This window comes from Paludisphaera rhizosphaerae (genome assembly GCF_011065895.1).
GTDB classification, from domain to species: domain Bacteria; phylum Planctomycetota; class Planctomycetia; order Isosphaerales; family Isosphaeraceae; genus Paludisphaera; species Paludisphaera rhizosphaerae.
In genome coordinates, this window is record NZ_JAALCR010000001.1 from 355445 (window position 1) to 375385 (window position 19941).

Here is a 19941-nt window from a genome sequence, read left to right on the forward strand (position 1 = left end):
CTCACCCCCTACCAGAAGCAGACGAACGCGCCGGCGTCGGCGTCGGGGGCGACGAAGCCCAGCTCGACCACGTCCAGCCCGTCGCGGTCGCCCGGCGCGTAGCCGGAGAACTGCGCCGCCGGGACGGTCACGGCGATCCGGTTGCCGACCCCCGTGCCGACGCGGGCGTGGACCTGCCGGCGCACCCCGTCGCGGTAGTCGAGGAAGTAGTCGCGGTCGGCGATCAGCGTCTCCTGCGGGTTCAGCGAGCCGGCCGTCTGGCGGGCCGTGATGATCGCGTAGTCGAAGGCCTCCTTGGCGTTGGGGTTGTCGGGCATGACGATCTGGTTGCCCATGTCGAGCGTGAACTGCTGGATCGCCTCGGCGCGGCGGTCGACCTTGAACGCCGAGTTCTTGTAGACCGGCACGACGGTGTTGACGAACGCCGCCGCCGGCACCGCCGCGTCCTCCTTCGAGGCCAGCATGCCGGTGAACGTCCAGTCGACGTACGGGGCCTCGCCGGAGGGCATGGTGATCACGCCGGTGCCGCGGCAGCCGGTCATCTTGTAGAGCAGCCCGTCGCGGTAGGCGTACAGCGTCAGGCTGGGGATCGAGACCGACGCGGGCCTGTACAGCACGTTGGCCGGGATCTGGTAGCTCGTGGTGGTGGTCAGGTTGCCGCCGAGCGTGTCGGTCAGGCCCGCCAGTTTGGCGGCGGAATAGTCGGCGACGACGCTGTTCCCCTGGACCGCGCCGGTGAAGGCGACCGGCATGCCGCGATAGGCCTGCGCCGTGGAGGACGCGGACGCGCCGAGCGTCGCGGCGGACGGGCTCGCGCCGGAGGCCAGCGCCTCGGGGGCGACGGGGACGGCGGCGGCGGTGATCTGCTCGGCCCAGCCGGAGGCCTTGAACAGCTTGCCGATCTCCGGCGGGGTCGCGGCCGCGCCCGATCCCTTCAGGTAGGTGCGGAAGCTGACCTGCACGTTCGTGCCGCCGACCAGCGGGGCGCTGCCGTCGAGCGAGCCGGTGTGCTCGTTGGTGGTGACGAGGCGGGTGTTGGGGGCGAGCTGCAGGTTCTCGACCTTCACCGCGTCGGTGGAGCCGGCGGGGGCGGCGTCCACGCCCTCGGTGGACTCGATCTTCGCCAGCAGGACGGCGTTTCTGGTGCGTAATGCCATGGTCGACTACTCCTTCTGTTCGGTGGTTTTCTTGGGGCGGCCCAGCGGCGCGGCGGACGGGACGCGCCGGACCATCCGGTCCTGCAGGTGCGGGTCGTGCTCGGGGTGGATCGCCTCCGGGTCCTCGCCGGTGAAGGTCGTCTTGCACTCGGCCGGCGGGGCGGCGAGGGTCTTGTTGGGCGGGATCTGGTCGGTCATGGGCGTCTCCTTTGCCGGTTCCTGGGTTACGACGGGCCGACCGCGTACGGGTCGCCCTGCCTGGTGAAATAGCGGATCTCGAATTCGACGGCGAAGTAGGCCGTCGGCGTCTCCATGCCGTCGCGGTCCACGTCGAACGCCGCGGCCGTCTCGGTCACGTCCTGGGCGAATCCGCCCAGCGTGTAGTCGTCGTTCAGCGCCCGCACGACGCGGGCGTAGAGGTCGTTGTTCGCCGCGGCGAGCGTGTCGCGGCCGGGGGTCTGGACGTAGCCTTCGACCGTCACGGCCATGCGGTAGTCGGTCGCCCCGTGCGTGCCCGAGTCGGCGGACTGGTCCCCCTCGATCACGTTCAGCGTCGGATAGTCCTGGACTTCCGCCTCCAGGTCGCGCTCGACGCGCACGCCGGCCAGGCCGGCGAGCGTGGCGACGAGGTTCTGGAGGATCTGCTCGCGGACGGGGACGGGCATCGATCAGGCCCCCCGCTCAACGTAGAGCCGCCAGGCGAGGTTCTCCTCGTCCGGCTCGGCCTTGGTGACCTTGTAGCTCTCCAGGCCGACGTGCAGGACGTCGCCCCGCGTCGGCCGGGCGGGCAGGTCGGCGCGCGGCGCGTCGAACCGCAGGGCCGGGGCGCTCGCGCCGGTCTGGCCCAGGGCGAACCCCGCGTCCACGCGCTCCGCGACGCGGACCGCCCGCAGGGGGACGGACGGCCCGCCCGCGTGGGGCGTGAACGTCGCGTCCACGCCCAGGTTGGGGTCGGCGAAGAGCGCGGAGAGCGCGGCGGCGAACGCGGTCATGCGGCCCGGCCTACGACGTGAAGGAGCCGTTGAGGCGGACGCGGCCGATCGTCTCGCCCGCGCCGCTCCCCACGGCCAGCACGGCCGCGCCGATCAGCTTGTTGCCGCTCGACGTGGTGGTGCAGGCCTTGGCGGAGTTGTCCCAGTAGACCAGCGCGCCGACCGTCCAGGCCTGCGAGGCGGCCTTCTTCAGGTCCCAGACGCCGACCGTCGAGGCCTCGACCGCGGCGCCGTTGCCGGCCTTGCCCTGGGCGACGCCGAAGATCGAGCCGACCAGCAGGCCCTCGCCCGATTCGACCGCGTAGGGGGCGGCGAGGGTGATCGTCTCGCCGGGTTGGATGAAAGTGGATGCCATGTTCGGTGTCTCCTATCGATGTCGATGTTGCGTTGCGTCGTCGTCGGGGCTTACGCGCCGGCGTTGGTGAGCGCGCCCACCGTGTCGATCGCGCCGACGCCGTAGTCGAGGCGGATCTTCCACTCGGTGCCGTCGACCCGGAAGCCTTCCTTCGTCTCCAGGTACGGCTCCTGCTGGCCGTCCAGGAACGCCACCTCGATCACGGGCGCGACCGACGGGTCGGCGAACAGGTAGCGGCGGGTGCCGGTCAGGCGCGGCGTGTCGACCACGTCGTTGAACAGGCCGGCGACCTTGTTCGGCACCTGGAACTTGCTGGTGACGTCCGGGTCGTACTGCGCGCCGTTCAGGATCTTGGCCGCGCCGCCGAGGCCGATCGGCACCGCCAGCACGGACGGGCGGATGTCGAGGTAGTCGTTGCCCGACTGGTCCTTCTGCGACGCCATGAGCACGCGGTCGGCGTCGAGGCCGGCCACGCCGAGCGCCGAGCCCGTCCCGATGTTGCCGCGGCTGGCGTGGAACAGCGTGTTGCCGTCGGGCATGGTCGGCCCCAGGCCGGAGTTGAGCGCCAGCAGGGCGTAGACGTCGGCCTCGATGGACAGCTTCGCCGCGCGGCCGAGCTGGGACGCCAGCCGGTCGAACGCGCCCATGTCGTCGTTGATGATCGCCTGGCGGGTCAGGGCGATGATGTTGCCGAAGGTCTCCGCCTTGATGCCCTGCTTGGTCGCGTCGCCGATCGGCTTGTTCTTGAACTCGCCGTTCTCGTTCACCTTGTCGAGCTTGCCGAAGCTGCCCAGGCGGTAGCGGTTGTGGACGCGGAAGTCGGAGACGCTGCCGACGGCGCAGAAGCGGCGCCAGGTGTCGGGGGCGGTCGCGTACGCCGCGAGCAGGATTTTGTGCATCGCGGTCTCCAGGATGACGGGGAAGTCGCTGGTCCCCTGGTATCCCGCCGCGCGCAGGTTGAACGCGGCGCCGGCGACGTCCATCTTGTTCATGCCGCGGGTCTTGACCCCGGCCCGCTCCGCGCAGTCGCGGGCGAGGTCGAAGAGGGAGAGGCCGCGGCTCTCGCCCGGCTCGACCTTGGCCTTGGTGTGATCCTCGACCAGCTTCTGCTGGCCGGCCTTGGCGACGATCCAGTCGGTCGCGCCGCGCACGAATTTGTCGTGCTCCTGGTCGCCGAGCATGACGTGGGAGCGAATCTCGCCGGGCCGGTCGGACTTCTCGGCCAGCAGCGTCAGGGCGCGTTCGCGGGCCTTGTCGACGGTCGCGCCGTCGGCGATCAGCTTGTCCACGTCCGCCTGCGCCATGCCGGCGGCGCGGCCGATCTTGACGATCTCGGCGGCGCGGTGGCGCTCCGCCTTCACGGCGTCGGCGGGGTCGGCCGGGGCCGGGGACGAAACGGCGGCCGGCGGGGTCTCCGCCGGGGCGGCACGGGTCGGGGTCGGGGCGCCTTCGGCGGGCTGCGCTTCGGGCGTGTTGGCGGTCTCGGTGGCTTGGGGCATGGCTCTCTCTTTCGTGGAAGGAAGGTTGATGATTCGGCAGGGGTAGGCGCTCCGTTCGTCCGCGCGGCGGCCCGCGCCGGGGTCGGCGGGGATGGGGACGAAGGAGATTTCGTACGGCTCCCAGTCGGTCGCGCGCCACTGGTCGGGGCCGTCGTCGCGCACGGTCTTCTCGTACTCGTGGGGGATGTACCCCATCGAGACGTGGCGGATGATGCCGGCCTCGATCTTGCGCAGGATCGCGGCCGTCTCCGGGCCGTCGTCGATGATCACCTCGCACTCGCCCTCGCCGTTGCGCATCCGGGCCGTGCCCGGCACGACGGCCCCGATCACGTCGTCGAGGTCGTGGGAGCTGTGGGCGTTGAGCACGCTCGCGCCGGCGTTCAGGCGGGAGAGGCGCACGGCGTTCCCGCCGGTCTCCAGCTCCTCGTCGTAGGACTTGCCGCTGCGCCAGTCGTAGCGGCGGACCTTCGCGCCGGTGGTGAACACCACCTTGAAGCGGTTCCTCGGGGCCTCGGCCCCGTCCCGCGCCTCGGCGCGCAGGACGCGGGCCTCGATGTGCTGCATGGGCAGGTCAATCGTCTGATTCGGATTCGGCATCGGTGCGGCCCTCCTTGGCTGCGGCTGGTTTCTCGGTCTTGTCGGCCTGCATCGCGCCGCTGCGGGCGGTCTTGCGCGGGTCGGCGTCGGAGACGACGCCCCGGGCGTCCATCTTCTTGTTGTAGGCGGCGATCTCGTCCAGCTGATCGTCCGGGTCGTAGCCCCGCTCGGCGACCATCTGGGCCCAGGTCAGCGCGCCGGTGCGCACGGCCAATTCGGCGGCCATGCCGTCCTTGTACGGGTCCACCATCTGGAACGGCGGGCAGGACCATTCGACCGAGTAGTCGACGGCGGAGATCAGGCCGGCCAGGTAGGCGCGGTCGATGAAGCGTCGCCAGACGGGCCCGCAGAGCTGCGGGATCAGCACCTGCCAGCGGACGTATTCCACCCAGGCCCGAAACTCCAGCAGCCCGTGGCGCAGGGAGGAATAGTTGACCTGGCTGAGGTCGCCGGTGAGCTGCTCGTAGGTCACGCCCAGGCCGGCGGCGATCGAGCGCAGCCGCGCCGCCAGGTCGGCGGAAAAGTTGCCGCTGGCGGGCGGGTTGTTGAACTGGACCTGCTCGCCGGGGCGGAGATACGGCACCATCCCCGGCGACATCTCCTCGATCACGGCCCCGGTCTGCGGATTCCTCTTCACGTCGCCCATCGTCGGGCCTTCGACCCCCTCGGCCTGGGTCACGATCATGGCGATGCAGGCTTCCATCTGCTTGCGCACGAGGTCGGCCTCGTCGTAGTTGTCGAGGTCGTACATCTTCATCAATGTTGCGACGAACTCGGTCACGCCGCGCACCTGCCCGGGCCGGTCCACGTCGTAGACGTGCAGGACCTGCTCGGCGGGGACGCGCACGCTCGCCAGGGCGGCCGTCGAGAACATCCGCTCGCCGGGATGTCGGGTCCACATCCAGTAGGCGACGCGACGGCCGATCGCGTCGAACTCGACCCCCTGGACGATGCGGCGGCCGCCGGCCAGCTCCAGGTTCTTGGACGAATCGATGAAGTCCCCCTCCAGCACCTACAGCTGCATCGGCAGGGCCAGGCCGTCGCCGGGGCGGCGGTCGCGGAAACGCACGAGCGCCTCGCCGCGCTCGTACATCGTCTTGGCGACCAGGTTCTCGACGCCGTAGAAGTCGAAGCGGCCGTCCGCGTCGCACTGGAGCGACTCGAAGTGTTCCTTCCAGGCGGCCGTGATCTGCTTCTGCAGTCGCGGCGATTTCGCCTTCGATCGCGGGGTGATGCCGGCGCCGACGACGTTGACGTGGAACGTGCGCTTGGCCTTCTTGCCGTGGGGGTTGTTCCGCACCAGGTCGCTGGCGCGCTCGCGGAGCCTGCCGCCGGCGGAGGCGATCTCGGCGTTGGCGGAGCTGCCCGCCGCCCGCCAGTTCTCGGTGCGGCGGCCCGTCTTGGCCCCGTCGTAGGACCGGATCAGCTCCATCTTCATGCGGGCGGCATGGCGCTGCAGGCCGCGCTTGGGGTCGAAATAGGCGATCAGTTCGTCCAGCCACATGCGCCTAATCCTTGCTGAACGAGAGTTTGCGGGAGCGGCTCGGCGGGCCGCCGGGGACGGCGCCCGCCAGCCGGCCGGCGGCGAACGCGCGGGCCTTGATGAGTTCGTCGAGCGAGTGGTAAGTCACCTCGCGGCCGTCGGCGTAGCGCACCTTGAGCACGCCCGAGGCGATGGCGCGGTCCAGAACGTCGATGTCCCCGGTGTCGATCGCCATCAGCACCTCTTGCCCCAGCCCCGGTATTTCGGGACCCAGGGCCGCGACGGGGGGCGCGGCGTGGGCGTCGATTCGTCGACTTCGGGCTCGGCGCGGGCCGGCTCGGCCGCGGGCGGCGTCGCGCCCATCGGGGCGAACAGGTCCGCCTGGATCTTCTCCGGCGGGACGGAGCGGGCCTTCGCCAGCTCGACCCACTGGCCGTCGGTCATGCGCGAGAGGCCCAGGTGGTCGGCCATCGCCATGTTGTAGACCCGGCAGTCGTGGTAATGGTTGGGGCCGGTCGCGCGCCATTCCTTGACGATCCGGCCCTTGTGCTCGCGCTCGGCGACGTGCTCGGAGGTCAGCTGCTGGAAGAAGCGCTCGTCGTGGAATTCCGAGAAGTGGCAGTAGCCCGGCGGGTGGAAGTCGCCGGCCCCTTCCTCGCGGCCCGCCTTGCGCAGGTTGGCGTAGAGTTCGGACTTCAGGCCGTAGGTGCCGACGGGCCAGACGGCCAGGCCGCGGCGCTTCTTGTCGCCGCGATAGTTGATATCGATCTTGCCGGGGGTGCCGATCGGCGGGTGGAACCAGCCGTCCTGGCCCTTCACGGCGAACGTGTCGGGGCGGCCGCGAACCCAGGCGTAGACGGCGGCGGAGTTGTAGCCGCTGTCCACCGCGAAGGCGTCGATGCGGCGGGCGTTGCCGTAGGCGTCCGGGTAGGCCCGCTCGCGCAAGGCGGCGAGCGCCCGCCAGACGGCGGAATCCGGGTCGGCGGTGTCGCCGGGCAGGAAGCCCACGTCGATCGACCAGCTGACCCTGCCCGCGCCCCAGGCGACGACCTCGTAGAAGATCCCGTCCTTCTGCACGTCGGCGGCCCCGGTGAGGACCAGGCCGCCGTGCGGGACGGAGCCTTGCGCGTAGTCGCCGCGGCGGGCGTAGAGGCGCTGCCATTCGGGCGCGTCGCCGCGCTCCTCCCAGGCCTCGCCCAGCCAGAGGTTCACGAACGCCTTGTACTTGGTCGGGTCGTCCTTCGATTCCAGGAAGGCCTCGGCCATCTTGTCCCAGGTGGTGACCGGGCTGTAGAGGGCGCTGATGTGGAAGCTGGGCTGGCGCGCCGGGCCGGGGTTCTCGGCGACCCAGCGGCCGCCGGCCAGCATCTCGCGCTTGCGGTGGTGCTCGATCAGCACGCCGCAATGCGCGCAGGCGTAGCGGGCCTGGAACGGCGCCTGCCTCTCGAAGATCAGGCCGCCGCGGCCGTTCGCGTCGGGGAAGAAGTTCAGGACCTGCGCCTCGCCGCAGTCCGGGCAGGGCACGCGGTAGCGGCGGCGGTCGCCGGCCAGGTAGGCGGGCCAGATCCGGCTGACGCCGACGATCGTGGGGGTGCTGGCGCGGTAGCTCTTGGCCTTGCCGCTGGCGTGGTAGCTCGTCTGGCGGGCGTCGACCAGCTTGTCCGGGTCGCCCTGGCCGTCGACGTCGAGCGCCCAGCGGTCCCATTCCTCCTTGATCACGTTGCGGATCGACTTCGAGCTGATGTCGGCCGCGCTGTTCGAGCCGGTGATCACCCAGAAGCCGCCGGGGAAGCTCTTGAAGAGCGTCGTGCTCGCGCCGTCGCGGGACCGCTGCTCGACGACGCGCGTCCGCACGGCCGGGGTGGCGCGCAGGGACGGGGCCAGTTTCTCGCGCACCCAGGCCTGCGCGGCCTGGATCGTCGGGTGGACCATCAGCGTCGGGGCCGGCCACATGTCGGCGATCGCGAACATCCAGTTCAGGCCGCTCTCGGTGCCGGCGACCTGGGCGGACTTGCAGAAGGTCACGGTCTCGGCCGGGTGCCAGGGGCTCAGGCAGTCCATGATCTCCACGATGAATGGGAACAGGTCGTTGCTCCAGCGGCCGGCGTTGGCGGTGACCTCGGTCGGCAGGACGCGATGGCGAGCGGACCATTCACTGAGTTCGATGCGCGGCGGCGGCCGCAGGGCCGTGGCGGCGGCGAGGCGGACCGATTTCGCCGCGCTAGCCAGCATGCGACCCCGCTTCCGCCGCGAGCTTCTCCGCGAATTCGGCGAAGATGGCGTTCACGGCCTCCTCGATGCACGCCACCACCTCGCGTTCGGTCGCCAGCGTCACCAGGCGGCCGGCGAGGCGGTACGGCGCCGCGAGCACCTTGTCGCGCAGCTCGCGGAAGATCGTGGCGGTCTGGCGCTCGACCGCGGACCGCTCCAGCAGCTGGCCCATCCGCTCGCGGAGCTGCAGCTCGGCCAGCTGGGCGTTCGCCTTCTCGCGCTGGGTGCGGAACTCGGCGAAATTGTCGCGGTTGGAGGCCTCGGCCTCCTCCTCGTCGTCGGATTCGGCGGGGGATTCGTCGGCGAGGGGCTTCGCCGGGGCGGCGTAGGCGTAATTCCCGCCCAGCACGAAGCCGGCGATAGCGCTGCGGCGGGCCGGGTTGGACTGGTCGGCGATGATCCGCATCGCCTCCTGCGGGTCGATCTTGGTGCCCTGGTGCTTGGGGATGTTGTAGCGCTTGATCAGCTTGCCGACGGCCTGCTTGGTCACCGGCTCGCCGCGGGTGGCGTTGCCGTAGATCACCGCGAATTCGGTTTGAGTGACCAGCTGCTGCATAAAAATCCGATGTGGTTTCCTCGCAAAATGCACCAAATCGGCCGCGCCGTCAACCGAAAACATCAACCGAAGTTCATTCGTAAACCCATTTTCGCCGGCCGGACACTGGAAAACTCGCGCGCTCCCGCCACCCGCATACGCCGGGGGCCGGGAAGGACCCGGACCGTGACATTTTTATCACGGTTTCGGCGGCGTGGAGGGGCCGAACGGCGGCGATCGGCGCTCAGCCTCGATCTTGGAGGGTCCGGAGGGTTGGAAAGCGCCGATGCGCCCCCCCTCCGTCATGATTAATCGATTGAATACTATTTGATTTTTAAGAAAGTACGTAGACTTGGAGGGTTGTCACGCGTACGCGCGCGTGAAAAAACCACCGCCGGACGGCGGTGGCCTGGATTCGCGCGCCTCATGCACGCGCCGCAGCCCTCCGAACCCTCCAACCCTACGACATCGGCGGATTCCCTCGTTTTCTGGCCGTAGGGTTGCGGAGGGTTGGAGGGTTGAGGCTGGGGATGCATCTCACGGTCAGTCGTCCATGTCATTGTAATCGTTGACGATGGTCGCCGGGTCGGGCCTGATGCGCAGGTCGACGTACCTGACCGATCCGCTTGTGCGCTTGGCATACCCCCGCTGCGGCAGGACCGTGCCGAATTTGGTGTTGGTCATGGGCTTGGCTATGCCGTTGGAGTCGCACCACTTTTTGTAGGCGGCGTACAGCTCTGCGGCCGGCACGCTCTCCCCCTCGCACCGCTCCACCCGCTCGGCCAGGAACATGGCCAGGTTGTCGTTGGAGAGGCGGTAGTCCTGCGTGGCGCGGGTGACGCTCTCCGGCGGCGAAAGCCCGATCTCGTGCCATCGTCGGTAGCCGTCGAGCAGCCAGTTGAGGATTCCCGATGCCTCGGCCGCGAGCTTCTCCCCGAGCCGCGCGTCCCGCCGATCGGGGGGGATGCACGCGTCGAAGCCCAGCAGCATGGGCCTGCGCCAGGTGCCGTCGTCGTGGCCGGGTATGATCGGCAAGTCGTTGAATGCGATGGACAATTTCGCCTGAAGGCGGAATTCCATGAAGCCTTCGTTGAGGTTTCGGGCGCGGAGGGGCTCGTCGACCGTGTACCGCTTGATCATCGCCGGCGAGAGGCGGACGTTGTTCTCCGGTTCCATCAGGAAAATCAGCCGCTTGCCCGGTATCTCCGCCAGGTCGGGGGTCGCCTCGCCGCCGCGCTTGTGCTCGTTGACCGCGAAGCTCTCGAAAGGCAGCGTCACCGCGTAGTCGCCGTACACCGCGCGGAGCGCGTTGGCCAGCGTGCTCTTGCCGTTGGCGCCCGACCCGTGCGCCAGCAGCAGCTTCTGCTCGCGGATGTCGCCGGTCAGCGAGTAGCCGTAATACCGCTGCAAAAACGTCTGCTTGGCCGCCTCGGGCATGATCGCGTCCAAAAACGCGCCGAAAGTCCATGCCGAGGCGGCCGGGTCGTAGTCGACGTCGGCCAGGCGGGTGATCAGGTCCTCCCGCTTGTGCCGCCTCATCTTGACCTCGCCGCCGCCCAGTTCGAGCGTGCCGTTACGGACGTTGAGGAGGTAGGGATGGGCGTCGAGCTGGTCGACCGTCCGGTGCAGGTACGGCGCGGCCTCCGCCACCAGCGCCTTGATCTTGCCGCTGTTCTCGGAGGACTCGTTCCACGCCCGCAAGTCCTTGACGAGTCGCTTTTTTCCGGCCTCGCCGCCGAACTCATCCTCCGGCGTGCGCAGCACCGCCGCGACCTCCCTGGCGATCGCGCGGGCGGTCTCCTGCGCGTAGAGCTGCGCGTAAAATCCCTTTCGGTCGACGATCCAGCGTCGGCCGTCCCAGCGATACCAGCCGACGCCGTGGACGTACATCATGTCCCGGCCCCGCCGCGCGAGCAGCCGGCTCACGTTGCCCAGGTCCGTGCAGGGGTAGCGCGCCAGCCTCAATTCCAGCTCATCGTCGTCCGCCGGCGGCTCGGCCTTGGCAAGGACTTCGTTCATCAGTTCTTCAGACTTTTTCGCCATCCATCCCCGCAACCCGTTGATTTCGTTCGTCGGCGAGCATGCGCATCAGGTTCAGCACGCCGCGGTGGACCGGCGTGCGTCGTCCGTAATCCTGGATCGTCCGGCGAGGAATCTCCAGCTCGCGCTCCATCGCCGTCTTCCACCCGTAGCCGTCGGGCGGCCGACCGAATAGCCGCCGCCCTAGCATCTCCAGCTCTTCCAGCTCGGTCACGCAGCCGCCCGTTTCATGGCTTCGTATCGATCGATCTCGACCCACCCCGCGGCCGCCAACGCCGCCTGGCAGGCCGGGATGGCGAAGGTCGCGATCAGGCTGCCTTTGGGCGCTTCTTCGCAGAAGCAGCCGAGCGTATCGGCGCCCAAGGCCACTCCATCGACGATGCGGCGAAGCTCGCCCACCAGCGACTCATCCATAGACTTCACGGTATTGCATTTTTTGTTGAAGCGATCGGTGCCGATGTAGAATTCTTTAGTCATCGTTTTTACTCCTTTTTTCCGGCGGCATCATCGCCGCTCATGAGATGGACATTAGGCGATATTCACACATGCGTCAATATAAAAATGAGCGATAATCGCACTTTTCTTTCGCCTTCCCGACATGCGGCTGAATCACAAGAGTTTTCCTTGCGCCGCGGCTTGCGATCCTGCCCTGGACGGTGCAACCTCCCCCCTGGATGGCAGTAAGCCCACCGGGACGTGGACCGCGCAGAACCAGGTCCCGACCACGCCCTTGGCCAGGCTCACGCCCTTGCCGTAGCAGGCGGATTTCCCGCAAACGGCGCATCGGAAGTCATGCGGCATCGATCCTCGCCTCCGCGATCGGGCGGTGGACGCGCGATTTTTGGTTGTTGTAGACCAGCTCGTCCAGCACGACCGTCTGGCCGGTCGCCTCGTTGATGCACGCGAGCGGCACGACCGCCGCCCTGCCGACGAGCAGCTCTTCGACCGCCTCCCGCCCGACCTTGGCGAGCAGGCTGCGGATGAGCGAGCCGTCGCGGATCGCCTGATCGATCATTCGTAGTCCTCCATGATCAAGTCGTTGAAATCCATGCCCTTCGGCGCGCGCACGACGCTCGCCCCCAGCCCTTCGTCCCGATAGCCGCGCGCGGCGGCCTGAATGATCCTCTCCGCCTTGTCCGGCCCGCGCATGTCGTTGTCGGCGAACAGCCGCACCTCGCGCACCTCGTCGGGCACGGGCACGCCGCCTATGTTGCCGAGCGACAGCGCCGCCCAGCACGGCAGGCCCGTCGCCTGCTGGACCGAGAGCGCGGTCTCGATCCCCTCGGCGATCGCCAGCACCGGGCCCGGCCGGGCGAGGCAGACGCAGCCGCCCATCGCCCGGCCGAGCATGGTCTTCGCGCCGTCGACCGGGGCCTTGACCACCACCCGGTCCGGCTCGCGCCCCAGCCGGGCGGCGAGCGCCTTCGCGGCCCTGGGGTGGTTCGCCGGGGAGTCGAACGCCAGGAACGTGCGATGCACGCCCAGGAACTTGCCGCCCGCGCCGGTGATCAGGCCGACCATGGCGGGGAAGGACTTGCCGGATGGCGCGTGCTTGAGCAGGTGGGCGAATCCCAGCCGCGCGGGCATGCCGCCGCGGGCGGCGATATCGATCGCTCGGCCCATGAGGTAGAGCTGCGCCATCGTGTCGTCCGACGACGTGCAGCCGCGCCAGATGCCGAACGCCGTTTCGACGTTCTGCGCCTTGCGGCGATCGTCCGCCGCCGGGTCCTTCGGCGGGACTCGCCTCCTGAGCGGACGGACCGGGCCGGTCGCGGGCGTCAAACCCAGGCGGCCGGCCAGGTAGTCCATCGCCTCGCCGAAGGACTTGCCGTCCAGTTTCATCACGAAGTCGATGACCGTCCCGCCGGCGCCGCATCCGTGGCACTTGAAGACCCCCTTCCGCTCGTGGATTCGGAACGAGCCCGTCTTCTCGGAGTGGAAAGGGCAGAGCCCGCACCATTCCGCGCCCTCGCGCCGCATGTTCGGCACGGCCTCGCGGGCCAGCTCCAGCAGCGAGGCCTTCGCCCGGATCTCGGCCGGGTCGTGGCGGGGCCGCGGCGCATCAGGCCGCACGGCGGCCCCCCTCGCGCAGGCGCAGGTGCAGCTGCTCCAGGAAGACCTGATACTCGCGCTCGGTCAGCCCGTCGGCGCAGTACATGCGGTCCAGGCGTTCCATCGCCGCCGCCGGGTCGAAGTCGGCCAGGCGCAGGGCCAGCTCCAGCACCTCGTCCAGCCAGCCGTCCGGCCGCACATGGTTGCCGAACGCCGTCGGCAGCAGGTGCAGCTCCGCCTCGCGCCGGGTCACGCGGCGTCTCCCCGGTTCTTCCGCTCGATCAACCGCTCCAGGGCCGCCTCCAGCTTCTGGAGCGTGGCCACGAGCGGGCTGCTGCGCCTCTTGCGGATGCGCAGGATCGTCGATCGGGCCGAGCCCGCCTCCCGCAGCACCCTCTCCATCGTGATCTTCTCGCGCTTCGCCCGCGCCTGGATGTCGTCGAGTGTCTTTATGGGGTCCATCGTCGCCTCGTGGGTTGGTTGCCCGCGCAACGGTAGCGCAACACGCCGCCCGATGTCCAGAAAAATATGTTGCACGACCGCTCATATTTTTTATTGACATTGTTGCGACTTCGCCCATACTGCACCGGCAACCATCAGCAAGGAGGCTGTTTATGCAAGACGAGACGACCCTATCGCCGGAGGCGCTGAAGCGCGATTTGGAGGCGTTCAACGACCGGCATTTCCATCGCGGCGCGATCCGCCGGCTGGAGGGCGACGACCTGCCGGAGCTGAAGACCCAACCCCAGCCGCCGGCGGGCGAACCCTGCCACGCCTGCGGCGGCCCGGCCGAGAACGAGGCCGGGCGCGACGGCTACGGCGGGTTCCTGCTCGTGAGCTGCACCGACGCCGCCTGCGGCCGCCGCCACGTCTACCGCGATTCGGTCCTGGAGCGCCGCGAGCAGGAGTCGCTCCGCCGCCTCTACGCCGCGGAGAAGCGCAAGCACGACCGGGCCTTCCCGACCTTCGCCGAATGGACGGCGGGCCGGGTCGCGCGCGGCAACGGGGAGGGCCAGAACCATGACTAACCTGCTGGCCACCCTGTTCCTGATCGCCGCCTGCGCGGCGCTGCCGTTCGCGCTGCGGGACGGCCTGGACAAGCAGGCGGAGATCGACGCGGCGAAGACGTCGGACTATTGCCGCGCCCACCCCGCCGCCTGCGACATGGCAGGTCGCCATGACTAGCGGCGAGACCATCACCTGCCGCGCCTGTAGCGAGAAGGTGCCGGCGGCGGATTGGCCGATCGTGACGCGAGGGAAGGCCAAGGGCCGGCCGGCCGGGAGATGCCGAGGCTGCTTGGAGTATGCCCGCGAGCGCCACCGCCGCTGGCGCGAGGCCAACCCGGAGAAGAACCGCGAAAAAGCCCGCCGCTGGCGCGAGGCCAACCCGGAGAAGATCCGCGAGCACCGCCGCCGCTGGCGCGAGGCCAACCCGGAGAAAAACCGCGAAAAAGCCCGCCGCTGGCGCGAGGCCAATCCCGAAAAGGCCCGCGAGCGCCACCGCCGCTGGCGCGAGGCCAACCCGGAGAAGAACCGCGAGAAATCCCGCCGCTGGCAGGAGGCCAATCCCGAAAAGGCCCGCCTCGCCGACCGCCGCTGGCGCGAGGCCAATCCCGAAAAGGCCCGCGAGCGCCACCGCCGCTGGCGTGAGCGCAAAAAAGCCGCCCTCGCCAACCCCGAAACCCTCAAGTCAGGTGACTAACCATGAAGAAGAAATACGCACACATCTATCTCAGAGAACTGGCCGTCACCGCCGCGTCCTACGCCGCGCTCTTCGGCATGGCCTGGTCCGTCGTCGTCCTCATGCAGTGGATGGGCCGGGCCGGGTATCTGGCCTTCGCGTTGATCGGCTTCGTCGCGCTGGCGGCCTGGTCGGCACGCGAGAGCACGCGGTTGCGGCTGATGATGGAAGCCGACGACGAAAGCCCATCCACCGATCAATCCGAGGAGTAGCGTCATGCCCATCCAACTCACGCCCGGAAAACCTCAGCAACCGACCGAGAGTCCGCTGGCCGCCGACTTGATCGACCAACCGCCGCTCAAGCGTTGCAAGACCTGCGGCGAGCAGAAGCCTCTCCTCGATTTCGCGGGCTGCGGCGTCACCGCCGACAAACTCCAGCCGAACTGCAGGCCCTGTCACTCCGCGAAAATGACCGCCGGCCGGGCGAAGTCGACGCGCGTGACGGCGGTAGAGGCATCGGCGTCCGCGACGGAAGCTACGGAAGTTGGAGGGCAACCTCTCCCCGCCGTACCGCCGAGTTTCGTCGATGAGTCGCGACTGCACCTATGCTGTTGGTGCCGTCGTAAAAAACAATCCGAAGAATTCCAACCCTCGCCGGCATCGAAGGGTGGATTGCATTGTTATTGCAATCCCTGCAGAGAAGCCCTCGACGCCGCCGAGCAATCGGAGACGGCGACCTCCAAACTCACCCCGGAGACGCCCGGGCCCTACCACGTCCACATGGAGACCGAGCCCGGCCAGAGCGTGACGCTTACGGTGCGAGGGCGGATCGACGACTCGCTCATCGAATTTCTCGAAATTTGGATCGCAAGCCGACTGCGGCTCCTCAGCACGAAGCGTGAGGAATAGGCCGATGACCGCTAAACGACGACCCGCTCGGCGACACCGCCGCACGAACGAATCGCACTACGCGATGACGCGGCGGGAGGCCGAAGTGTCCCGCCTGTGGGACGAGGAGCACCTGTCCGCCGAGCGGATCGCGGAAGTTTTATCCCTTTCAACGTCCACCGTGAAGCGCCTGCTCAACCAACTCGTCGGCCCCGCCGACCAGCCCCTGCGCGAGCCCGCAGCTGCGCGAAACGCCAAGTGGGATTTCAGTTGCGACAACCTGCCCCTCAAGCCCTGACGCCGTGAAACGAGTTTCAACGTAAAACCCGCCGGCCAAAGAACCTAAGCCCCGCTTAGGGCCGACGTCTGCCGTCACTTGCTCCGATTTTGACCTGCCTGAAATCGGCCCTATGATGCCGCCATGATCAGGGCCACGCACAGCGCTTCATCCGCCGCCGCGAAGGGGTATTACTCCACCGCCGACTACCTGGCCGAGGGCCAGGAGCTGGCCGGGCGCGTGGGGGGATTGCTCGCCGAACGGATGGGGCTTTCCGGCCGCATCTCGAAGGAGCAGTTCGACCGCCTCTGCGACAACCTGCACCCCGTGTCAGGCGAGCGACTGACTCAGAGGACGAAGGACGACCACCAGCCGGGCACGGACCTGACGTTCACCCTCGGCAAGGGCGCGGACGCGATCCGCACGCTGCTGCGCCACGCCGGGATCGAGGCGGCGTTCTGCAGTTCGGTCGACGACACGATGCGGCTGGACGTCGAGCCGACGGCCCGCACCCGCGTGCGCACCGACGGGCGCGACGAGGAGCGGGTCACCGGCAACATGCTCTGGACCGGCTTCGACCACTTCACCGCCCGCCCGGTGGACGGAGTGCCCGACTTCAACCGCCACCGCCACGTCTTCGTCCACAACGTCACCTGGGACCAGGAGGAAGGCCGCCCCAAGGCCCTGCAGCGGCGGGATCTGAAGGCCGACGCGCCCTATTTCGAGGCGGCCTATCACGCCCGGCAGGCCGTTGCGTTCCGGTCGCTGGGCTTCGAGCTGGAGCGGGTCTGCGATCGATACTTCGACGTCGCGGGCGTGCCCCAGCCCCTGAAAAACCTCTTCAGCCGCCGCACCGACCTGATCGAGACGACCGCGACCGCCCGCGGCGTCACGGACCCGGACCGCAAGGCCGGGCTGGGCCGGAAGACGCGGGAGAAGAAGGCCAAGAACCTGACGATGGACCAGCTGCATGCCGTCTGGCTGGCCCGCCCGACGCCGAAGGACCTGGCGCAGCTGGAGGCGGTGGCCCGCGCGGCGGAGGTGCGGCGGCTGGAAGGGCCGGCGATCGAGCTGGACGGGCCGCACGCGGAGGAGTCCGTGGCGCACGCGCTCGATCACCTGCTGGAGCGTCGTTCCGTCGTCCGCGAGATCGACGTGCTGGCCGAGGCCCTGCGCCACGGGCTGGGGTATGTCACGCCCTCCGGCGTGCGCGACGCGTTCGAGGCCCGTCCCGACTTGCTGCGCAAGGAGATCGACGGCGAGGCGATGGTCACCACGCGGGCGGCGCTGGCGGAGGAACGCGCCGTGATCGCCTTCGCCCGCGACGGCCGGGCCACGCTCCGCCCCCTGGGCGACGGCGACCGGGAAACCCTCGATCGGGACCTGGACGACGGCCAACGCGCGGCGGTCCTGCACGTCCTGCGCTCGGCGGACCGGGCGACCGTGATCGCGGGCAAGGCCGGATCGGGCAAGACGCGCACGCTCAAGGAGATCGCCGCGGCGGTGGCGGAATCCGGCTCCGCCCTGGTCCCGCTCGCGCCCACCGGCGAATCGGCGCACGTCCTGGGCGAGGACTTCCCCGAGGCCCGGACGCTGCAGGGCTTCCTGCTCGACGAGCGGGCGCAGGCCGAGGCGGCGGGCAAGGTCTGGATGCTCGACGAGGCGGGCATGGTCGGCATGCCGCTGATGCGCAAATTCTTCGACGCGGCGGACCGGACCGGCTCGCGCGTCCTGCTGGTCGGGGACTCCGCGCAGCACGCGCCGGTGGAGCGCGGCTCGCCGCTCAAGGTGCTGGCGGATTACGCGGGCGTGAAGGCGGCCGAGATCAGGACCATCAAGCGGCAGCAGACGGCGGAGTATCGCGAGGCGGCCCAGATGCTGGCGGAGGGGAAGGTCGGCGCGGCGTTCGACGCGCTGGATTCTCTCGGCTGGGTCCACGAGCTGGACGCGAACTCCCGGCACGCGACGCTCGCGGCCGATTACGCCGACGCCACCGCGCCGGGCAAGCTCAAGTCCGCCGACGCCCTGGTGATCGCGCCGACGCACGCCGAGGGCGAGGCGCTGACGGAATCCATCCGCGCCGAGCTTCACGGGCGCGGGCGGCTGGGCGAGTCCCGCGAATTCGTCCGGCTCAAGCCCCTGCACATGACCGAGGCCCAGCGGCGGGACGCGCGCAATTACAAGCCCGGCCTGGTCGCGCAGTTCCACCAGCACGGCAAGGGCTTCAAGGCGGGCGAACGCGTTCACGTCCTGGACATGACGGACGGACGCGTCCAGATTTCGGGGAAATCTGAGCATGACCTGCTCGGCCAGGCCCCCCGATTCGCCGTCTATCGGGAGGAGCGGATACAGGTCGCGCCCGGCGACCTCATCCGCCTGACCGCCCGGGGCAAGACGGAGGACGGGAAGCAGCTGACCAACGGGTCGATGCACACGGTCGCGGGCTTCACCCCGTCCGGCGGCATCCGCCTGGCCGACGGCCGCAGCCTGGCGAAGGACTTCGGCCACTTCGCGCACGGCTACGTGCTCACCAGCCACGCCAGCCAGTCGAAGACGGTGCAGCGCGCCTTCGTCGCCATCGGTCCCGAGTCCTACGGCGCGGCCTCGAAGCGGGAATTCTACGTGGACGCGACCCGCGCCCGCCGGCGCGTGGACGTGTACGCGGAGGACAAGGAGGCGCTGCGCGGGCGGCTGGAGAAGGACGCGCCTCGGCCCGCCGCGTCGGAGATGGCCCCGACCGCGCGCGAGGCGAGGGCGAAGGAGCTGGCCGAACGCGCCCGGCGGCTCCGGCTGCGGGCGGTCCGGCGGCGGCGCGAATCGGAACGGCTTGACATTCGTCGCGTCCGGGAGGAAGAACGCCAGAGGGGGTATGCGCAATGAGCACCGAGGAACTGGAGCGGCGGAAGTCGCACATGCCGCGCGGGCGGGCGGAGCAGGACGACGGGCCGGAAATCGAACGACACCAGTCGCACGGCTTCGACCGTTCCGTGCGCCCGGCGATCGAAGACGTCGAGTATCGCCTGCTCTCCGGCGGCTGGCCGGCGGAGGAATACGGCTACATCCATTCGAAGGAATGGCACCCCGAGACCGGCTCGTTCGCGGTCAGGTACACCAGCGGCCGGACGATCCTCGTCACCGGCCGCAACCTCCGCCCCATCTATGAGCGACTCCGCCGCAAGCGTATCGATTTCCTGCAGGAACAGGGCGAAGGCTCCGCCGACGACCTGGCGGCGGCCGAGGGCGAGCCGGTCATCTATCGGATTCAGGTGATGGACCCGCAAGCCTAGCCGTCACATCGTCCAGCTGGCGCAGCAGGCTGAGCACGCCCCGGTTCATGGGCGCGCTCTTGCCCCAGGATTGGATAGTGCGGAGGGGGAAGCCGGTCCGCCGGGCCATTTCGCTCTCCCACCCCCAGCCGTCGGGCGACCTGCCGTACAGCCGCCGCCCGATGTCCTCGAATTCCTCGCGTTCAGAAGTCATGCGGCGCATTCGCCTTCGCTGAATGCGCGATCGCACATCGTGGTGAGCTTCATATTCAATTCGTAAGCGTAGTTGATGAAGCCCATCGGATGCGTGCGGTCGTTGCTCCAATCTTCGTTGGCATGGGCCAACAGGCGTTCCAGTTTGGTTTTGATTTCGGCGACATATGCGGCGTGGCGTTCGGCAGCTTTTTGGTCCTGGAGGGTGCTCATCATCTCTATCCTTTTCGCGGGGGCTTTATCGCCCCTCATGAAGACAACTTACGCAATCTTTGCGTAAGTGTCAACGAATAATTACGCATTGATTGCATAATTTTTCATCCGGCGATCGGCCTCCAGACCATCAACTCTTCCCCGCAGTCAGGGCAGGCGTAAGGGACCTGGCGATATTCCACGCCCTCCCGATGCACGACGGCCGCGCCGAAGTCGTGGCCGCGCACCCGGCATGGCGGCAGCGCTTGCAGTTCCTCGATCGCCTCCGCGACGCGGATCAGCAGCCGCGCGAGATCCTCGCGCGGCCCAGGCTCGTCGCGGCCCAGGAATCGGCCGATGCGGTTTTCCAAGGCTCGCCCCCCCCAAGATGGATACAAACTTGAAAGTTTGTATCCATTCGCCTCCCGGATGTATACAAACCG

General features: G+C 68.8%; 26 protein-coding genes and 1 pseudogene. 8 read left to right on the forward strand and 19 right to left on the reverse strand.

Annotation, left to right across the window (positions count from 1 at the left end; translation table 11 throughout):
• Nucleotides 1-8: 8 nt before the first annotated feature.
• The 17 genes and pseudogenes from G5C50_RS01515 to G5C50_RS01600 form a co-directional block, all read right to left on the reverse strand.
• Nucleotides 9-1157, reverse strand: a complete 1149-nt coding sequence (locus G5C50_RS01515) for a hypothetical protein (protein WP_165063937.1) — start codon at nucleotides 1155-1157, stop codon at nucleotides 9-11.
• A gap of 6 nt (nucleotides 1158-1163) precedes the next feature.
• Complete coding sequence (locus tag G5C50_RS01520) at nucleotides 1164-1355, reverse strand: hypothetical protein (protein WP_165063939.1); 192 nt, start codon at nucleotides 1353-1355, stop codon at nucleotides 1164-1166.
• A 26-nt stretch (nucleotides 1356-1381) separates the two neighbouring features.
• Nucleotides 1382-1822 carry a hypothetical protein gene (locus G5C50_RS01525; RefSeq protein WP_165063941.1) on the reverse strand — a complete coding sequence of 147 codons (441 nt, stop codon included), beginning with the start codon at nucleotides 1820-1822 and terminating at the stop codon, nucleotides 1382-1384.
• Nucleotides 1823-1825: 3 nt separating this feature from the next.
• The gene (locus G5C50_RS01530) at nucleotides 1826-2149 is read right to left on the reverse strand and encodes a head-tail joining protein (RefSeq protein WP_165063943.1); all 324 of its coding nucleotides are present in this window, start codon (nucleotides 2147-2149) and stop codon (nucleotides 1826-1828) included.
• A 10-nt stretch (nucleotides 2150-2159) separates the two neighbouring features.
• Nucleotides 2160-2504 (reverse strand): DUF2190 family protein, encoded by a 345-nt coding sequence (locus G5C50_RS01535; protein WP_165063945.1) that lies wholly within the window; start codon nucleotides 2502-2504, stop codon nucleotides 2160-2162.
• A 50-nt stretch (nucleotides 2505-2554) separates the two neighbouring features.
• Nucleotides 2555-4600 (reverse strand): prohead protease/major capsid protein fusion protein, encoded by a 2046-nt coding sequence (locus G5C50_RS01540; RefSeq protein WP_165063946.1) that lies wholly within the window; start codon nucleotides 4598-4600, stop codon nucleotides 2555-2557.
• Nucleotides 4575-6104: pseudogene (locus G5C50_RS01545) on the reverse strand (phage portal protein). Before G5C50_RS01545 ends, G5C50_RS01540 begins: the two are co-directional and overlap by 26 nt.
• Before the next feature lie 4 nt (nucleotides 6105-6108).
• Nucleotides 6109-6318 carry a phage head-tail joining protein gene (locus tag G5C50_RS01555; protein WP_165063950.1) on the reverse strand — a complete coding sequence of 70 codons (210 nt, stop codon included), beginning with the start codon at nucleotides 6316-6318 and terminating at the stop codon, nucleotides 6109-6111.
• Nucleotides 6318-8315: a phage terminase large subunit family protein gene (locus G5C50_RS01560; protein ID WP_165063952.1), complete on the reverse strand. Its 1998-nt coding sequence runs from the start codon at nucleotides 8313-8315 to the stop codon at nucleotides 6318-6320. The genes G5C50_RS01555 and G5C50_RS01560 overlap by 1 nt, the downstream gene beginning before the upstream one ends.
• Nucleotides 8305-8973 carry a hypothetical protein gene (locus G5C50_RS01565; RefSeq protein ID WP_165063954.1) on the reverse strand — a complete coding sequence of 223 codons (669 nt, stop codon included), beginning with the start codon at nucleotides 8971-8973 and terminating at the stop codon, nucleotides 8305-8307. Before G5C50_RS01565 ends, G5C50_RS01560 begins: the two co-directional genes overlap by 11 nt.
• Nucleotides 8974-9432: 459 nt before the next feature.
• Entirely contained in the window at nucleotides 9433-10908 is a 1476-nt protein-coding gene (locus tag G5C50_RS01570; protein ID WP_165063956.1) for a DNA primase family protein, read from the reverse strand.
• Between the two features lie 7 nt (nucleotides 10909-10915).
• Complete coding sequence (locus G5C50_RS01575; protein WP_165063958.1) at nucleotides 10916-11143, reverse strand: hypothetical protein; 228 nt, start codon at nucleotides 11141-11143, stop codon at nucleotides 10916-10918.
• The gene (locus G5C50_RS01580; RefSeq protein ID WP_165063960.1) at nucleotides 11140-11406 is read right to left on the reverse strand and encodes a hypothetical protein; all 267 of its coding nucleotides are present in this window, start codon (nucleotides 11404-11406) and stop codon (nucleotides 11140-11142) included. The genes G5C50_RS01575 and G5C50_RS01580 overlap by 4 nt, the downstream gene beginning before the upstream one ends.
• Nucleotides 11407-11719: 313 nt before the next feature.
• Nucleotides 11720-11944, reverse strand: coding sequence for a hypothetical protein (locus G5C50_RS01585; RefSeq protein WP_165063962.1), 225 nt, complete (start codon nucleotides 11942-11944; stop codon nucleotides 11720-11722).
• Complete coding sequence (locus G5C50_RS01590) at nucleotides 11941-13002, reverse strand: CHC2 zinc finger domain-containing protein (RefSeq protein WP_165063964.1); 1062 nt, start codon at nucleotides 13000-13002, stop codon at nucleotides 11941-11943. The genes G5C50_RS01585 and G5C50_RS01590 overlap by 4 nt, the downstream gene beginning before the upstream one ends.
• Nucleotides 12992-13234 (reverse strand): hypothetical protein, encoded by a 243-nt coding sequence (locus G5C50_RS01595; protein WP_165063966.1) that lies wholly within the window; start codon nucleotides 13232-13234, stop codon nucleotides 12992-12994. Before G5C50_RS01595 ends, G5C50_RS01590 begins: the two co-directional genes overlap by 11 nt.
• Nucleotides 13231-13443, reverse strand: a complete 213-nt coding sequence (locus tag G5C50_RS01600) for a helix-turn-helix domain-containing protein (protein WP_165063968.1) — start codon at nucleotides 13441-13443, stop codon at nucleotides 13231-13233. Before G5C50_RS01600 ends, G5C50_RS01595 begins: the two co-directional genes overlap by 4 nt.
• A gap of 152 nt (nucleotides 13444-13595) precedes the next feature.
• Here G5C50_RS01600 and G5C50_RS01605 point away from each other — a divergent pair, with 152 nt between their 5' ends.
• From G5C50_RS01605 to G5C50_RS01640, 8 genes are all read left to right on the forward strand, one after another.
• Nucleotides 13596-14009, forward strand: coding sequence for a hypothetical protein (locus G5C50_RS01605; protein ID WP_165063970.1), 414 nt, complete (start codon nucleotides 13596-13598; stop codon nucleotides 14007-14009).
• Nucleotides 14002-14166 carry a hypothetical protein gene (locus G5C50_RS01610; RefSeq protein ID WP_165063972.1) on the forward strand — a complete coding sequence of 55 codons (165 nt, stop codon included), beginning with the start codon at nucleotides 14002-14004 and terminating at the stop codon, nucleotides 14164-14166. The genes G5C50_RS01605 and G5C50_RS01610 overlap by 8 nt, the downstream gene beginning before the upstream one ends.
• A gap of 112 nt (nucleotides 14167-14278) precedes the next feature.
• Nucleotides 14279-14683: a hypothetical protein gene (locus G5C50_RS01615; protein WP_165063973.1), complete on the forward strand. Its 405-nt coding sequence runs from the start codon at nucleotides 14279-14281 to the stop codon at nucleotides 14681-14683.
• A gap of 2 nt (nucleotides 14684-14685) precedes the next feature.
• Nucleotides 14686-14934, forward strand: coding sequence for a hypothetical protein (locus tag G5C50_RS01620; RefSeq protein ID WP_165063975.1), 249 nt, complete (start codon nucleotides 14686-14688; stop codon nucleotides 14932-14934).
• Nucleotides 14935-14938: 4 nt separating this feature from the next.
• Entirely contained in the window at nucleotides 14939-15571 is a 633-nt protein-coding gene (locus tag G5C50_RS01625) for a hypothetical protein (RefSeq protein ID WP_165063977.1), read from the forward strand.
• 85 nt (nucleotides 15572-15656) lie between these two features.
• Complete coding sequence (locus tag G5C50_RS01630) at nucleotides 15657-15848, forward strand: hypothetical protein (protein WP_206107553.1); 192 nt, start codon at nucleotides 15657-15659, stop codon at nucleotides 15846-15848.
• 123 nt (nucleotides 15849-15971) lie between these two features.
• On the forward strand, nucleotides 15972-18707 hold the full coding sequence (gene mobF / locus G5C50_RS01635) for a MobF family relaxase (RefSeq protein ID WP_165063980.1): 2736 nt from the start codon (nucleotides 15972-15974) through the stop codon (nucleotides 18705-18707).
• Complete coding sequence (locus tag G5C50_RS01640) at nucleotides 18704-19114, forward strand: hypothetical protein (RefSeq protein WP_165063982.1); 411 nt, start codon at nucleotides 18704-18706, stop codon at nucleotides 19112-19114. Before mobF ends, G5C50_RS01640 begins: the two co-directional genes overlap by 4 nt.
• Before the next feature lie 189 nt (nucleotides 19115-19303).
• Here G5C50_RS01640 and G5C50_RS01645 read toward each other — a convergent pair whose 3' ends face one another.
• On the reverse strand, nucleotides 19304-19519 hold the full coding sequence (locus tag G5C50_RS01645) for a hypothetical protein (protein WP_165063984.1): 216 nt from the start codon (nucleotides 19517-19519) through the stop codon (nucleotides 19304-19306).
• Nucleotides 19520-19623: 104 nt separating this feature from the next.
• Nucleotides 19624-19869, reverse strand: coding sequence for a hypothetical protein (locus tag G5C50_RS01650; protein ID WP_165063986.1), 246 nt, complete (start codon nucleotides 19867-19869; stop codon nucleotides 19624-19626).
• Nucleotides 19870-19941 lie beyond the last annotated feature (72 nt).

Coding starts and splice junctions, on each gene's coding strand:
- G5C50_RS01560 (WP_165063952.1), bottom strand. CDS start 8,315: ATGCTGGCTAGCGCGGCGAAATCGGTCCGCCTCGCCGCCGCCACGGCC.
- G5C50_RS01580 (WP_165063960.1), bottom strand. CDS start 11,406: ATGACTAAAGAATTCTACATCGGCACCGATCGCTTCAACAAAAAATGC.
- G5C50_RS01620 (WP_165063975.1), top strand. CDS start 14,686: ATGAAGAAGAAATACGCACACATCTATCTCAGAGAACTGGCCGTCACC.
- G5C50_RS01570 (WP_165063956.1), bottom strand. CDS start 10,908: ATGAACGAAGTCCTTGCCAAGGCCGAGCCGCCGGCGGACGACGATGAG.
- G5C50_RS01555 (WP_165063950.1), bottom strand. CDS start 6,318: ATGGCGATCGACACCGGGGACATCGACGTTCTGGACCGCGCCATCGCC.
- G5C50_RS01515 (WP_165063937.1), bottom strand. CDS start 1,157: ATGGCATTACGCACCAGAAACGCCGTCCTGCTGGCGAAGATCGAGTCC.
- G5C50_RS01525 (WP_165063941.1), bottom strand. CDS start 1,822: ATGCCCGTCCCCGTCCGCGAGCAGATCCTCCAGAACCTCGTCGCCACG.
- G5C50_RS01530 (WP_165063943.1), bottom strand. CDS start 2,149: ATGACCGCGTTCGCCGCCGCGCTCTCCGCGCTCTTCGCCGACCCCAAC.
- G5C50_RS01645 (WP_165063984.1), bottom strand. CDS start 19,519: ATGAGCACCCTCCAGGACCAAAAAGCTGCCGAACGCCACGCCGCATAT.
- G5C50_RS01585 (WP_165063962.1), bottom strand. CDS start 11,944: ATGATCGATCAGGCGATCCGCGACGGCTCGCTCATCCGCAGCCTGCTC.
- G5C50_RS01520 (WP_165063939.1), bottom strand. CDS start 1,355: ATGACCGACCAGATCCCGCCCAACAAGACCCTCGCCGCCCCGCCGGCC.
- G5C50_RS01565 (WP_165063954.1), bottom strand. CDS start 8,973: ATGTTTTCGGTTGACGGCGCGGCCGATTTGGTGCATTTTGCGAGGAAA.
- G5C50_RS01640 (WP_165063982.1), top strand. CDS start 18,704: ATGAGCACCGAGGAACTGGAGCGGCGGAAGTCGCACATGCCGCGCGGG.
- G5C50_RS01625 (WP_165063977.1), top strand. CDS start 14,939: ATGCCCATCCAACTCACGCCCGGAAAACCTCAGCAACCGACCGAGAGT.
- G5C50_RS01540 (WP_165063946.1), bottom strand. CDS start 4,600: ATGCCGAATCCGAATCAGACGATTGACCTGCCCATGCAGCACATCGAG.
- G5C50_RS01610 (WP_165063972.1), top strand. CDS start 14,002: ATGACTAACCTGCTGGCCACCCTGTTCCTGATCGCCGCCTGCGCGGCG.
- mobF (WP_165063980.1), top strand. CDS start 15,972: ATGATCAGGGCCACGCACAGCGCTTCATCCGCCGCCGCGAAGGGGTAT.
- G5C50_RS01535 (WP_165063945.1), bottom strand. CDS start 2,504: ATGGCATCCACTTTCATCCAACCCGGCGAGACGATCACCCTCGCCGCC.
- G5C50_RS01605 (WP_165063970.1), top strand. CDS start 13,596: ATGCAAGACGAGACGACCCTATCGCCGGAGGCGCTGAAGCGCGATTTG.
- G5C50_RS01600 (WP_165063968.1), bottom strand. CDS start 13,443: ATGGACCCCATAAAGACACTCGACGACATCCAGGCGCGGGCGAAGCGC.